Source organism: Pseudomonas sp. PS01298 (assembly GCF_029959745.1).
In the GTDB taxonomy this organism is placed as follows: Bacteria; Pseudomonadota; Gammaproteobacteria; order Pseudomonadales; family Pseudomonadaceae; genus Aquipseudomonas; species Aquipseudomonas aylmerensis.
Window position 1 is genome coordinate 1 of the sequence record NZ_JASCPP010000134.1, and the last position, 14,325, is coordinate 14,325.

At 64.0% G+C, this 14,325-nt stretch carries 8 protein-coding genes; 5 read left to right on the forward strand and 3 right to left on the reverse strand.

Annotated elements, in window-relative coordinates:
- Positions 1-645: 645 nt before the first annotated feature.
- Both QMX97_RS28575 and QMX97_RS28580 read left to right on the forward strand, forming a co-directional pair.
- Positions 646-1,548 carry a LysR family transcriptional regulator gene (locus QMX97_RS28575; protein ID WP_106803673.1) on the forward strand — a complete coding sequence of 301 codons (903 nt, stop codon included), beginning with the start codon at positions 646-648 and terminating at the stop codon, positions 1,546-1,548.
- A 79-nt stretch (positions 1,549-1,627) separates the two neighbouring features.
- Positions 1,628-2,422 carry an alpha/beta hydrolase gene (locus QMX97_RS28580; RefSeq protein WP_282398008.1) on the forward strand — a complete coding sequence of 265 codons (795 nt, stop codon included), beginning with the start codon at positions 1,628-1,630 and terminating at the stop codon, positions 2,420-2,422.
- Here QMX97_RS28580 and QMX97_RS28585 read toward each other — a convergent pair.
- Both QMX97_RS28585 and QMX97_RS28590 read right to left on the reverse strand, forming a co-directional pair.
- Positions 2,412-4,352: a methyl-accepting chemotaxis protein gene (locus QMX97_RS28585; protein ID WP_282398009.1), complete on the reverse strand. Its 1,941-nt coding sequence runs from the start codon at positions 4,350-4,352 to the stop codon at positions 2,412-2,414. The genes QMX97_RS28580 and QMX97_RS28585 overlap by 11 nt on opposite strands.
- Positions 4,353-4,502: 150 nt before the next feature.
- Positions 4,503-8,504 (reverse strand): bifunctional nitrate reductase/sulfite reductase flavoprotein subunit alpha, encoded by a 4,002-nt coding sequence (locus QMX97_RS28590; RefSeq protein ID WP_282398010.1) that lies wholly within the window; start codon positions 8,502-8,504, stop codon positions 4,503-4,505.
- Between the two features lie 573 nt (positions 8,505-9,077).
- Here QMX97_RS28590 and nirB point away from each other — a divergent pair.
- Together nirB and nirD are read left to right on the forward strand one after the other, a co-directional pair.
- The gene (gene nirB / locus QMX97_RS28595) at positions 9,078-11,621 is read left to right on the forward strand and encodes a nitrite reductase large subunit NirB (protein WP_282398011.1); all 2,544 of its coding nucleotides are present in this window, start codon (positions 9,078-9,080) and stop codon (positions 11,619-11,621) included.
- Complete coding sequence (gene nirD / locus QMX97_RS28600) at positions 11,621-11,983, forward strand: nitrite reductase small subunit NirD (protein WP_213553028.1); 363 nt, start codon at positions 11,621-11,623, stop codon at positions 11,981-11,983. Before nirB ends, nirD begins: the two co-directional genes overlap by 1 nt.
- Before the next feature lie 134 nt (positions 11,984-12,117).
- Here nirD and QMX97_RS28605 read toward each other — a convergent pair whose 3' ends face one another.
- Entirely contained in the window at positions 12,118-12,615 is a 498-nt protein-coding gene (locus QMX97_RS28605; protein ID WP_282398012.1) for a MarR family winged helix-turn-helix transcriptional regulator, read from the reverse strand.
- Between the two features lie 49 nt (positions 12,616-12,664).
- On the opposite strand from QMX97_RS28605, the gene QMX97_RS28610 reads away from it, so the two are divergent.
- Positions 12,665-14,155, forward strand: coding sequence for an FAD-dependent oxidoreductase (locus QMX97_RS28610; protein WP_282398013.1), 1,491 nt, complete (start codon positions 12,665-12,667; stop codon positions 14,153-14,155).
- Positions 14,156-14,325 lie beyond the last annotated feature (170 nt).

The following is a 14,325-nucleotide window of genomic DNA, read 5'->3' on the forward strand; positions in this document are numbered from 1 at the left end:
CAGCGCTATGTATCGCGCTACAACATCACCAGGCCGCATAGCTACAACGACTATCGGTCACCAGTCGCCAGGGAGAAGCTGGTGGCGTGAAACCTTAATCGGTGTCCAAGATTACTTGACCAGTTCAGTACTGCCGCCTTCGCAGCCTCGCTAAAGCTCGACAGCTCCTACAGTTGGGCGGTGGGGTAGCTGAAGTCCAAGCCATACAGCGAAACCCGGTGCTTGCTCAAATCCAAGCCACATAGCGAAACCCGGTGCTTGCTCAAATCCCAGCCACACAGCACACCTCCTTGTGGGGCAAGGTGCTGCTCAAATCCCCTTCATATACTGCTGAATATCGCGAACCCCTGTGCTGGCTTGCTGCAGAAGATCCCACTCACACAGGCGCTATCCTGTGGGAGCCGTCGAGCTTTAGCGAGGCCGCGAAGGCGGTGGGTCAGGCACTGAAGGGTTGTCAGTGCCGCCGCCTTCGCAGCCTCGCTGGGGCTCGACAACTCCCACAGTTGGGCGGTGGGGTGGCTGGAATCCGAGCCCCTTAACGCGCCCGAGGAAACCGGTGATCAAAACACCCATGCCGGTCGACATCAATGATAGGTATATTGGCGATCAACGCATCATTACATACGCACAGCCTATGGATTGCCCATGATCAACTTCCGCCTGATTCGCCACCTCTGGCTGTTCCTCGCCGTTGCCGAAGAGCAGAACTTCGGCCGCGCTGCCAAGCGTCTCGGGATGTCGCAGCCGCCGTTGAGCGAGCAGATCCAGGTGCTGGAGCAGGCGCTCAAGGTCACCTTGTTCGAACGTTCGCGGCGTGGGGCGAAGTTGACGCCGGTGGGCGCGGCGATCCTGCCGGCGGTGCGCAAGTTTGCCGAGCAGCTGGAGCGCCTGGAGCTGGCGGTCGAAGAGGCGGTAGCGGGGCAGTCCGGCATGCTGACCATCGGCGCGATTTCCACGGCGATGTTCGATGTGTTGCCCGGCTTGATCGACCAACTCAAGCAACGCTACCCGCACCTCACCGTGTCGGTGCGCGAGATCGACAGCGTCGAGGCGGTGCCGGCCCTGGAAGCGGGTGACATCGACCTGGCCTTCGCCCGGCTGGACGGCGACCTCGGCCAGGCAATCCAGTCGCTGCCGCTGCGCGAGGATCGCCTGATGGTGGCCTTGCCCAGCAATCACCCCTTGGCGTCGCGCACGCGCATCAGCCTGTCGAGCCTGGCCAGCGAGCCGCTGGTGATGTTTTCGCGCAAGGTCAGCCCGGTGTACTTCGATAACCTCATCGCCACCTGCCGTGCCAGCGGTTTCTCGCCACGGGTCCTGCACGAAGTGCGCTCGGTGGCCTCGCAAATCGCCTTTGTAAGCTGCGGCCAGGGCATTGCGCTGGTGCCGGCAGCGCTGAAAAAACTGGCGCCGGACAACGTGGTTTTGCGCGCCCTGACGCAGAAACTCAACGTGGTGACCACCGCAGTCGCCTGGAACACCGAACGGCCCAACCCGCTGGTGAGCGAGCTGATCGAGCACTTCCAGACCCATACGATTGGCGTATGAATGCGTTCCGTTATCCGTCATTTACAGCCGGCAGGAAACCGCTGAAATTGCCGGGCTGTCTGTTCCAGGAAACCCCATCATGTCGTTCACTCACACCCACTTGCCGCTGACGGTAGACGGCGTATCGCTGGACATCGCCGCGATCCATCGCGCTGGCGACCGCGCGCCCATCATATTCCTGCACGGGTTTGGCTCGACCAAGGAAGACTACGCCGATATCGACCTGCACCCGGCGTTCGACGGGCACCCGTTCATTGCCTACGACGCCCCCGGCTGCGGTGAAAGCCAGTGCGCCGACCTGACAAAGATCAGCATCCCGTTCCTGCTCGACACCGCGTTGCAGGTGCTGGCGCATTTCCAGATCGAGCGCTTTCATTTGGTCGGCCACTCCATGGGCGGCCTGACGGCGCTGATGCTGGCGCACCGTTTTCCCGGGCGTGTGCTGAGCTTCACCGACATAGAGGGCAATATCGCCCCGGAAGACTGCTTCCTCAGCCGCCAGATCGTCGACTATCCGGCGGACGATCCCGAGGCGTTTTTCCGCGCCTTTATCGAGCGCACCCGCCAGGCCCCGGCGTATGCCAGCGCGCTGTACTCGGCCAGCCTGCGCCACAAGGTGCGGGCCGGCGCGGTGCGCGGAATTTTCCAGTCGATGGTGGAGCTGTCGGATAACGCCGCGCTGATGGACAAGTTCCTCGGCCTGCCGTGCCCGCGTCTGTTCATGTACGGCGAGCAGAACGCCGGGCTGTCCTACCTCGCGCATATCCAGGCACACGGTGTGCGCCTGGCACCGATTGCCGAGTGCGGGCACTTCCCGATGTATTCCAACCCGCGTGCCATGTGGCAACAGATCTCGGCGTTCATCAGGACTTGAAGCGGCCCACCAGCCCATTCAGCTCATCCGACAGGTTCGACAGCCGTCCCGAGTCGTCCTGCGCCGAGTTGGCCAGGCTTTCCACCAGCCGCGCCTCGTCGTAGATCTGCTGGATATGCCGGTTGATCTCTTCGGCTACGCTGTGTTGTTCCTCGGCGGCGGCCGAGATCTGCAGGTTCTGGTCACGGATCTCGTTGACCGACAGTTGGATGCCTTCAAAACTGTCGCGCGCGCTTTCGATGGACGACACACTCGCGCGTGACAGGTCCAGGCAACTGCCCATCTTTTGCGTGACTTCCTGGGTCTTGTTTTCCAGGGTGCCGAGCAGTTGCTCGATCTCGCCGGTGGAGTCGGAGGTGCGCTTGGCCAACGCGCGCACCTCGTCGGCAACCACGGCAAAACCACGGCCCTGGTCACCGGCGCGGGCGGCCTCGATGGCGGCATTCAGCGCCAGCAGGTTGGTCTGTTCGGCAATCGCGCGAATGGTGCCGAGGATCTGATTGATGCTGCGACTGCCGGCTTCCAGCTCGACCATCGCCTGCGACGATTCGGTCAGGCGGCGGCCCAGGCGGTTGACGTTGTCGGTGGTGACTTCGATCTGCTGCTTGCCCTCGGCGACACGGCGGTGGCCGTTCTCGGCAGACTCCGCCGCGCCGCTGCAGGAGCGCGCGACTTCGTTGGCGGTGGCGACCATTTCGTTGAACGCGGTGGAGACCAGTTCCACCGCTTCGCGCTGGCGCCCGGCGGCCTCGTTCATGTTGTGCGCCACTTCGCTGTTGACCTTCGAGGCGTTCTGCAAGTTGGCCGACGCCGCGCCGATATGCTGGATCAGTTGGCGAATGGCGGCGAGAAACTTATTGAACCAGCCGGCCAGTTCGGCGGTTTCATCCTTGCCCTGCACCTGCAGCTCATGACGCAGGTCGCCTTCGCCCTGGGCGATCGACTGCAGGCCGGTGCTGACCTGGCCGATGGGCTTGACGATAACCTTGGAGAACGCCGCGGCGATCAGCCCGAAGATCAACACCAGCACACCGACGATGACGGCGGTGAGGTAGGTCATGCGCATGGCTTCGGCCATGACTTCGCGATGTTCGATCAGGCCGATGTAGCGCCAGCCCAGGCCCGGGGAAGTCCAGACGTTAGCCATATAGCGCACGCCGTCGATCTCGACCTCGGTGGAACCCTGGGGCGTCGCGGCCAGTTGCGCATAAGCGGCGCCGAGGTCCTTGAGTGGCTTGAAGCTGTGGGCGGCGTCGCGCGGGTCGACCAGCACCACGCCGTCTTCGATCAGCATCACGTAGCCGCTTTCGCCGAGCTTGATGCTCTTGACCAACTCGGTGAGGTTCTTCAGCGACACGCTGACCACGAACACGCCCTTGGCCTTGCCGCTGTTATCCAGCAAGGCGCGCGCAGTGCCGACCAGGGCCACGTCGTCCTTGTCGTAATAGTACGCAGGGGTGCGCACGGTCTTGCCGGGGCTGGCCATCGCCGCCTTGTACCAGGGGCGCGTGCGCGGATCGTACTTGGCCAGCTGCGGGTCATCCGGCCATTTCACGTAGGTACCGTCTTCCAGGCCGATGGACAGGATGGCCGCCGCCGGGTGCGTGGCACCGAAGCGCGCGAAGCGCTCGATCATCGCTTGGGCCTCGGCCGGCATAGGCTGGCTGGCGGCATCGGCAGGTTGATAGTTCTTCAGGGTGTTCACGGAAGTGTATACAGGATCCGTGGCCATTTGATCGACGTTTTGCAGCGTGCCATCAAAGAACTGCCGGATGTTGCCATCGATCTGGCGGATTTCCCGCGTGCTGCCGTCGATGAACTGATCGACGGCCTGGGTCCGCGTGTTCATCACCGAAATCACGGCGACCAGGCTTACCGGGATAAATGCGACCGAGACGAACGCGAGTACAAGCTTATTTTTTATTTTCATCGAGACGACCATCAGCGTGGAGGGCGGCCAAATCGACGCCGTCCAGCCTAGAGTGGCGGCGATTTGCTATGCCTGCTGTTTCGGCCTGGGTCGGATAAATCTTTAGGGTTTTTTGTACACAATAAAAAGTGCTTATTGTTCTGTATCCAATCAGTACACATCACGCAGATAACGCTTCTGCTCGCTCAACGCGCGCCAGTACTCCACCGCGCTTTCCGCGCCAAGCCCGCCGTGGGTTTGCGCGATCTGACGGAGTGCCTGGTCGACATCCTTGGCCATATGGCTGGCGTCACCGCAGATATACAGCTGCGCGCCTTCCTGCAACCAGCGCCACAGCTCCGCACCGTGTTCGCGCAGGCGGTCCTGCACGTAGACCTTCTGCGCCTGGTCGCGGGAAAACGCCAGGCTCAGGTGGGTCAGCAGGCCATCGTGCTGCAGGCCTTGCAGTTCCTCCTGGTAGTAAAAATCGCTGGCCGCATGTTGTTCACCAAAAAACAGCCAGTTGCGGCCCTGATGCCCCTGTGCCCGGCGTTCCTGCAAAAACGCGCGGAACGGCGCCACGCCGGTGCCGGGGCCGATCATGATCATCGGCACATTACCGTCGCTGGGTGTCCGAAAGTGCCGCGACGGCTGCACGAACACCGGCACCTCGGCGTCGCCGGCGCGGTCGGCGAGGAAGGTCGACGACACGCCTTTGCGCCGGCCATAACGCACCGCGGCCACCGTGAGATGGACTTCGCGCGGGTAAGCCTTGGCGCTGGAGGCGATTGAATACAGGCGCGGTTGCAGGCGCTTGAGGGTGCCGAGCAGCTCCTGCGCTGTGCATTCAATCGGATAGTGGTGCAGCACGTCCGCCAGCTGTCGGCCCCACAGCCAGTCCTTCAGCTCGGCTTTGCGCTCGGGCTCGAGCAACTGCTTGAGGCCCGGATTGGCGCTGCGCTCGGCGATAAACGCAAGCGTGTCGCTGCTGGGACGGGCAATTTCGAAGTGCTGGGTCAGCGCCTGTTGCAGGGCCACTTCGCCGAAGGTGTCGACATTCACGCAGGTGCTGGCGGGCAGGCGAGTCAGGTCGAGCAGTTCGCTGACCAGTTCCGGACAGTTGCGCGGCATCACCCCTAACGCATCGCCGGCTTCATAGCTCAGCCCGGAGTCGGCCAGGTCGAGGGCGAACTGGCGGGTTTCCTTGTGAGCGCTGTGCGGGTTCAAGTGCCGGTTGAGCAGCAGGCGTGACCCGAACAGCTTGGTTTTGCCGGCGGGTGTGGCGGGCGCTGCAGGTTTTGCCGGGTTGAGGGTTTGCTGCAATTGCGCCAGCCAGGCGTCGGCACGGCTTTCGAATTCGGTGTCACAGTCGACGCGTTCCAGCAGGCGGGTGGCGCCCAGTTCCTGCAGGCGCTGGTCGAGCTGTTTGCCGTGCTTGCAGAACTGGTCGTAATTGGGATCGCCCAGCGCCAGCACCGCATAGCGCAGGGATTCAAGGCGAGTGTCGGCGCTGCTGAGGCTGTGCCAGAAACTTTCGCCGTTGTCCGGTGGGTCGCCGTCGCCGAAGGTGCTGCTGATGAGGGCCAGGGTGTGGGTACTGGCGAGTCTGCTGGCGGGGAAGTCAGCCATGGCGCTGAGCACCACCTCTATGCCGGCGTCGCGCAGGCGTTGGGCAAAGCGCTCGGCCAGGGTTTCGGCGTTGCCGGTTTGCGAGGCCCACAGCAGGGTGACGGCCGGGCCGGGCAGGGCGCTGGCTTCGCCCGCTTGCGCACGACTGAACAGCCCACCCAGCAGGCCGTCGAGCCACAACCGAGTGTCTTTGGCCAAGGGGGCCTGCGCCGGCATCACCGGTACGCCGGTTTCGTGGCCGCTGCTGGCGCGCAGGCCACTGAGAAAGCCCGCAAGGTAGGTGCGTTCACTGTCGCTGAGTGCCGGCGCCGGCACGTTGCGCAGGCCCGCGAGATCGGCGAAGGCGTCGAGGCGTGACATGGTGAGGTCCTCTGCTGAAGGGGGGATAACGCGGGTTACGGGTTTGGGCGCGTCGAGGAACTGATGGTCGATCAGCTCGATCCGCGTCAGGGCTACGGCGCAGAACTTGAATTCCGGCTGCAGCGAAATCGGGTCGACGGCGTCGTTGGTCACTGCATTGATCGCCAGGTGTTCGCCAAACACATCGTTCCAGTGAAACGGCGCAAAACAGTTGCCCGCCCGCACGCGGTCGGTGACCACCGCAGGCAGCACGGCATGCCCGCGTGATGAGCGTATTTCGACTCGGTCCTGGTCCTTGATGCCCAGTTGCGCGGCGTCTTCGGGGTGCAGTTCCACGAACGGCCCGGGGTTGAGTTTGTTCAGCGTGGCAACCTTGCCGGTCTTGGTCAGGGTGTGCCACTGGTGCTGCAGGCGGCCGGTGTTGAGCACAAAGGGAAACGCCGCATCGGGCATCTCCGCCGGCGGCATGTGCGGACGGGCGAGGAACTGGCCCTTGCCGGTTTCGGTGGCGAACTTGAGTGTGTCGCCATGCCGGTAGCGGATCGGGTTGCGGTCGGCGCCATCGGCGGATGCGCAGGGCCATTGCAAGGGCGTTTCGCGCAGGCGTGCATGGCTGGCGCCGCGCATGTCATAGCCAGTCTTGGGGTTCCAGGCGCGCTTGATTTCCTCGAATACGTCGGCGGCGCAGGTGTAGGTGAAGGCCTCGGCAAAGCCCATCGCGCAGGCGACCCGGGCGATGATCTGCCAGTCGGGCAAGGCCTCGCCGGGGGCGTCGACGGCTTTCTGCATCAGGGTCAGGTTGCGCTCGGAGTTGATCATCACGCCTTCGGCTTCGGCCCAGAGTGCGCCGGGCAACAGGATGTCGGCATAGCGGTTGGTCTCGGTGTCGAGGAAGGCGTCCTGGGTGATCACCAGTTCGGCGGCCTGCAAACCTTCAATGACCTTGCGTCGATTCGGCGCGCTGGCCACCGGGTTGGTGCAGATGATCCAGCAGGCCTTGATCTGCCCGGCGGCCATCTGCTCGAACATCGCCACGGTGCCGCCGCCGACCTGGCGCGGCAGGCTGCCTGCGGGCAGTTGCCAGAGGTCTTCGATAAAGGCGCGGTCGGCCTCGACCAGCACCGAGCGCTGCCCCGGCAGGCCCGGGCCCATGTAGCCCATTTCGCGCCCGCCCATGGCGTTGGGCTGGCCGGTGAGGGAAAACGGCCCGCTGCCGGGGCGGCAGATCGCGCCGGTGGCCAGGTGCAGGTTGCACAGCGCGTTGGTGTTCCAAGTGCCGTGGGTGCTCTGGTTGAGGCCCATGGTCCAGCAGCTCATCCAATCGCCGGCCTGGCCGATCCAGGCGGCGGCTTGGCGGATGTCGGCTTCAGCCAGCCCGGTCAGTTGCGCAACCCGCGCCGGCGGGTAGTCCTCGAGGAAACCGGGCATGGCGTCCCAGCCTTCGGTGAAGGCCGCGATAAAGGCCGGGTCCGTGTGGCCGTTTTTCACCAGCAGGTGCAACAGGCCGTTGAGCAGGGCGAGGTCGGTGCCGGGGGCGATCTGCAGGAACAGGTTGGCCTTGTCCGCCGTGGCACTGCGTCGGGGGTCGACCACGATGAGTTTCGCCCCGGCCTTGACCCGGTCCATCATGCGCAGGAACAGGATCGGGTGACAGTCGGCCATATTCGCGCCGATCACGAAGAACAGGTCGGCGCGGTCGAAATCTGCATAGGATCCCGGAGGCCCATCGGCGCCCAGGGACAGCTTGTAGCCACTGCCGGCGCTGGCCATGCACAGGCGCGAGTTGGACTCGATGTGCTGGGTGCGCACAAACCCCTTGGCGAGTTTGTTGACCAGGTATTGGGCTTCCAGGGACATTTGCCCGGACACGTAGAACGCCAGCGCGTCGGGCCCGTGGGTGTCGAGGATGTGGCGCAAACGGCTGGCTGTGTCGCTGATGGCCGTGTCGATGCCGATGCGCACCGGGTCGTGATCGCGCGCCTGACGCACGTAGGCGTTTTCCATGCGGCCGGACTCGGCAATGGTTTGCCCGCAGGTGGTGCCCTTGGTGCACAGGCGGCCGAAGTTGGTGGGGTGGGCCTTGTCGCCGATCACCTTGACCACCTTGTTGTGCTCGACCTGCATGACGATGCCGCAGCCCACACCACAATAAGGGCACACGCTGCGCACGCTTTGAATTGCCATCCGTACCCCTCGACTGCTTTGTGCCCGGCATAAAAAAAGCGCCCTGCAACCCTCCGTTGGAAACGGGGATTGCACGGCGCCTTTGTCGTGATTGGGCAGTCAGCGTTGACTGCTGTATGTGGGGTTCCTAGCAAGTCACGCGCCAGGTTTGAGCGCAGGCGGGCTCACGTGTCGTGACGAGGGCGCTGGCTCCCGCCGGGCTGCGCAGCGGCGCCAAAATCCTCGGTGCGCTACCCACGCCAACGGGAGCCAGCTCCCTCGCCACACAAGCGCTCCAGTGCGCAGTTATGAAGCAGGGCGCACCAGTTGGAGGCGGGATTCGGCGTATTGGAGGGGCAGAGGAGGCGCCGGGTGTGGCTGTTACGGGCACCTGGGCGGGTTGGCACGCCGCCTGCAAGTTCATCCTCAACCCATCTCGGTCAACGACGATCGACACCAGGGGCAATCGCGGCAGAGCCGGCGCAGTCGCCGATCCGATCCCGCAGAAGAACAGGCAAAGACGCCTGGAACCGCAAGGTTTCAGGCGTTTTTTTTTGCTTTTAAAACCGTGATGAACGTTGCCGGGTGCTTGGAATGAATAAACAGATGAAAACCCTGATCGTCGTCGGCAATGGCATGGTCGGCCACCACTGTGTGGAGCAACTGATCGAGCGCGGCGTGCTGGCGCATTATCGGTTGCACGTGTTCAGCGAAGAGCCGAAGCGTGCCTATGACCGCGTACACCTTTCCGAATACTTCACCGGCCGTGATGCCGAGTCGTTGGCGCTGTCCGAGGCGTCGCTGTACCAGACGCCGGGCGTTACCCTGCACCTCGGCGTGCCGGTGCTGGAAATCGACCGCGCCCGTTGCGAGGTCATCACCGCCAATGGTTGCGTGGCGTACGACAAGTTGGTGCTCGCTACCGGTTCCTACCCGTTTGTGCCGCCGATTGAAGGCGCCGAAGGCGATTCGCGGCTGGTCTACCGTACCCTTGAAGACCTCGACGCCATTCGCGCGGCGGCAGCCAATGCACGGCGCGGCGTGGTGGTCGGCGGCGGCCTGTTGGGCCTGGAAGCCGCCAACGCCTTGAAGAGCCTGGGCCTGGAAGCCCATGTGGTGGAGTTCGCGCCGCGCCTGATGCCGGTGCAGCTGGATGATTTTGGCGGCCTGGCGCTCAAGGCCCAGATCGAGCGCCTTGGCGTCGGCGTGCATTTGTCGCGCGCCACTCAATCGATCAGTGCGGGCGAGCAGTACCGCTACCGCATGAACTTCGCCGGTGAGGCGTATCTGGAGACCGACCTGATCGTGTTCTCCGCCGGTATCCGCGCCCAGGACGCCTTGGCTCGCCAGGCCGGGCTGGAGATCGGCCCGCGCGGCGGGGTGGTGATCAACGACGAATGCCTGAGCTGCGACCCAAACATCTACGCGATTGGCGAGTGCGCGTCCTGGAACGGCAGCCTGTTCGGCCTGGTCGCGCCGGGCTACCAGATGGCCCGCGGCGTGGCTGCATTGTTGAGCGGGGAGGCCGCCGAGCCTTTTGTGGGCGCCGATATGTCGACCAAGCTCAAATTGCTTGGCGTCGACGTCGGCTCCATCGGCGATGCGCATGCCCACACGCCCGGCGCGCGCAGCTACCAGTTTATCGACGAGGCGAGCGCCAGCTACCGTCGCCTGGTGGTGGATGCGAGCGGCAAGCACGTTATCGGCGCGGTGCTGGTCGGCGACAACAGCTACTACGACACCCTGCTGCAATACCTGCAGAACCGCATCGCGTTGCCGGCGGAACCGGCGAGCCTGATCCTGCCGTCGTCCAGCGGCGCACCGACACTCGGCCCTGGCGCGTTGCCGGAATCGGCCACGGTGTGTTCGTGCCACAACGTCACCAAAGGCGCGATCTGCTCGGCCATCGACGGCGGCTGCAGCGACCTCGGGGTGCTCAAGTCCCAGACCAAGGCGTGCACCGGTTGTGGCGGCTGCGCCGGGTTGCTCAAGCAGGTGTTCGAGCATGAGCTGATCGCGCGTGGCGTCAGTGTCGATAAAAGCCTGTGCGAACACTTTGCCCACACCCGGCAGGCGTTGTATGCACTGGTGCGGGTGGAGAGGCTGAGCACCTTCGAGGAACTGCTGGCCAAGCATGGGCGTGGCCACACCGGCTGCGATGTGTGCAAGCCGGCGGTGGGTTCGATCCTCGCCTCCTGCTGGAACCAGCCGATCATGGACCCGTCCCTGGTGCCGCTGCAGGACACCAACGACACGTTCATGGCCAACATGCAGAAGAACGGCACCTACTCGGTGGTCCCGCGTATTCCGGGCGGTGAGATCACCGCCGACAAGCTGATCGTGATCGGCGAGGTCGCGAAGAAATACGACCTCTACACCAAGATCACCGGCGGCCAGCGCATCGACCTGTTCGGCGCGCAACTGCATGAGCTGCCGGACATCTGGGCCGAGCTGATCGCCGCCGGCTTTGAAACCGGGCATGCGTATGGCAAGTCCACGCGTACGGTGAAGTCCTGCGTGGGCAGCACCTGGTGCCGCTACGGCGTGCAGGACAGCGTGAAAATGGCGCTGCTCATCGAAGACCGCTACAAGGGCCTGCGCTCGCCGCACAAGCTCAAATTCGCGGTGTCGGGCTGCACCCGCGAGTGCGCCGAAGCGCAGAGCAAGGACGTCGGCGTGATCGCCACCGAGAAGGGCTGGAACCTGTATATCGCCGGCAACGGGGGCATGCGCCCACGCCATGCGGAACTGTTCGCCACCGACCTCGATGACGCCACGCTGATCCAGTACATCGACCGCTTCCTGATGTTCTACATCCGCACCGCCGACAAGCTGCAACGCACCTCGGTGTGGCGCGAAAGCCTGGAGGGCGGATTGGAGTTCCTCAAGGACGTGATCGTGCACGACAGCCTGGGCCTCGGCGCGGAACTTGAAGCGCAGATGCAACGGGTGGTCGACCGCTATGAATGCGAGTGGGCCAACGCCCTCAAGGACCCGGAGAAACTCAAGCGCTTCCGCACGTTCGTCAACGACAAGCGCGCCGACCCGGACATTCACTTTGTGCAGGAACGCGGCCAGCGCCGGCCGATCATGGCCGCCGAACTCAACCTGATTGCCGTCACCGAGGAGATTGCCTGATGAGCCAGCCCAACAGCCAGCGACACCTGGCCAGCTGGAAACGCGTGTGTACCGAACAAGACCTGGTGAGCAATTCCGGCGTAGTGGTATGGGTCGACGGCGTGCAGGTGGCGCTGTTCTACCTGCCGCAGGCGCCGGACCAGACGCTGTACGCCATCGACAACCATGACCCGCAGTCCGGCGCGAACGTCATCGGCCGGGGCCTGGTCGGCAGCATCAAGGGCCAGCTGGTGGTGGCTGCGCCGATCTACAAGCAGCATTATCGGCTGCAGGACGGCCAATGCCTTGAGGCGCCGGAGCAGCGATTGCGGGTATGGCCGGTGCGGTTGAACGGCGGGGTGGTGGAGTTGGGGGTGGATTGATAGGGCGCAGGGCGGTTGTGCTTATGTGGCTGGCGGGTTTGTTGTGGTGAGTGGGCTTCCTGTGGTGAGCGGGTCTGTTGTGGCTAGCTCACCACAACAACCCAGCCTGGCTCAGCAGAGCGCAGTGCATGGCTTCATTTCATCCCCTTCGTCGCCCGCACTGAATCGTCCTTGATGTCCTCGGCAAACTTGCGCATCAGCCGCACGAGGTTGTCGAAATCACCCTCGTCCCAGGTCGAGAAGATCGACTGGCCGATCCTCTCCCGCGCCGCATCGACACGGTCCGTCATGGCCTTGCCCTTGTCGGTAATCACCGACTCACGCACGCGGCGGTCCGCGGCACTTTCCTGACGCAGGATCAGGCCGAGGCTTTCCAGTTTCGCCACCTGCCGGCTTACGGTGGTGTAGTCGCGGCCGACACGATCGGCCAGTTCGACCACGCCAATCGGGCCCAGCCGCTCCACCAGCACCAGCAGCGGAAACAGCGCGCGATCCAGGGAAATCCCGGCTTCGCGCACCATCGCCTCGTCGCGTTGCGGGCGATTCATCACGCCGACGATTTCCACCAGCGATCCATGCAGGTCGCGCAGTTGGGCGGATATATGTGCGCTTTGCACATTTTTAATTGACACTGTGCTTCTCCCTCTTAATATGTGCGTATTGCACATATAGGTGGCCCGTATGAACGAGCGATGCGCTGTCGATGTACTGATTTGCGGTGCCGGTTCTGCCGGCTTGACCCTCGCGATCGACTTGGCGAGACGGGGCATCACCTTACGTCTGATCGAGAAGAGCCCACAGCCGTTCCATGGCTCGCGCGGCAAGGGCATCCAGCCAAGGTCACAGGAAGTCTTCGAAGACCTGGGGGTTCTCGATCGCCTGGTGGCAATGGGGGGAGTCTATCCGACTGAACGGCGCTACCGCGACGATGGCAGCTTCAGTGACGGCAATTCTATCGCGCAGCATCCTGCGACACCGGCCGAGCCCTATCAACAGCCGCTGATGGTGCCGCAATTTCTGACTGAGCAAGTGCTGCGCGAACGTCTGTTGGAGCTGGGGCATCGGCCTGAATTCGGCTGTGAACTGCTGGACTTTGTTCAAGACGACGACGGCGTCACGGCGCAGGTGATGGGGCCGACGGGCGCCGACACCGTTCGCGCGCGCTGGCTGGTGGGCGCCGATGGCGGTCGCAGTTTTGTGCGGCATGCGCTGCAGATTGGCTTTCCTGGCAAGACGCTGGGCGTACGCGCGCTGGTGGCGGACGTGGTGCTCACCGGGCTGTCGCGTGAGCATTGGCACCGTTTTGGCGAGGGCGATGTGCAGCGACAAGTCGCGATATGCCCGTTGGCCGGCACCGATCTGTTCCAGATCCAGGGCCCGATTCCTTTGGAGGTTGATGTCGACATGAGTGCAGAAGGGCTGACGGCGCTCATCGCCCAGCGCACCGGGCGTGAGGATATTGAGGTGCATTGCGTGTCCTGGGCATCGGCCTACAGCATGAATGCGCGCTTGGCCGACCACTACCGCGTCGGCCGTGTGTTGCTGGTGGGCGACGCCGCCCATATCCATCCACCCACCGGCGGCCAGGGCCTCAATACCAGCGTGCAGGACGCCTACAACCTCGGCTGGAAACTCGCCGCGGTGGCCCACGGCGCGTCCGATGATCTGCTCGACAGCTACGAGGCAGAGCGCCGTCCCGTCGCCGCGTCCGTACTCGGCCTGGCCACCCAGCTGCTGGGCGCGATGGCCAACGGCGACTTGCGCCGGGGCAGGGAAGTGCACCAGCTGGATATCGGCTACCCGCAGTCCTCGCTGGCCCTGGCGCAGCCGACACGTACCGCCAGCCTGCGCGCCGGAGACCGGGCACCGGATGCACCGATCCGGGGGGCGGCAGGCCAATCGTTGCGACTGTTCAACCTCTTCCAGGGCACGCATTGGACATTGCTCGGGTACGGGGTAAAACGCGGCTCGGTGGCCGCGCGGCCGGGGCTGCATATCCATCGGTTCGGCCTGCAAGGCGACATGATCGACGCGCAGGGACACTTTCAGCGCGCTTATGAACTGGCGCTCGGTGACTGGGTGCTGGTGCGCCCTGACGGGTATATCGCCGCGATTGTTTCATCCGCGCAGGTTGACGTTCTTGAGGGTTACCTTCAGCGGGTCTTGCTCTAGACAGCGCCACCGCCATCGCAGCCTCGCTGGCGCTACACGGATTGTCGTGGGCATTGAACGAGAACGAGCAAACGCCCCGATCCCCTCCTGTGGGAGCCGTCGAGCCCTGGCGAGGCCGCGAAGGCGGCGGCATTGCCAATGAATTTAGTGCCTGACCCACCGCTTTCGCG

Bases quoted from the DNA above. Each gene is read 5' to 3' on its own strand.
- QMX97_RS28590 (WP_282398010.1), bottom strand. From the start codon at position 8,504: ATGGCAATTCAAAGCGTGCGCAGCGTGTGCCCTTATTGTGGTGTGGGC.
- nirB (WP_282398011.1), top strand. From the start codon at position 9,078: ATGAATAAACAGATGAAAACCCTGATCGTCGTCGGCAATGGCATGGTC.
- QMX97_RS28580 (WP_282398008.1), top strand. From the start codon at position 1,628: ATGTCGTTCACTCACACCCACTTGCCGCTGACGGTAGACGGCGTATCG.
- nirD (WP_213553028.1), top strand. From the start codon at position 11,621: ATGAGCCAGCCCAACAGCCAGCGACACCTGGCCAGCTGGAAACGCGTG.
- QMX97_RS28585 (WP_282398009.1), bottom strand. From the start codon at position 4,352: ATGAAAATAAAAAATAAGCTTGTACTCGCGTTCGTCTCGGTCGCATTT.
- QMX97_RS28610 (WP_282398013.1), top strand. From the start codon at position 12,665: ATGAACGAGCGATGCGCTGTCGATGTACTGATTTGCGGTGCCGGTTCT.
- QMX97_RS28575 (WP_106803673.1), top strand. From the start codon at position 646: ATGATCAACTTCCGCCTGATTCGCCACCTCTGGCTGTTCCTCGCCGTT.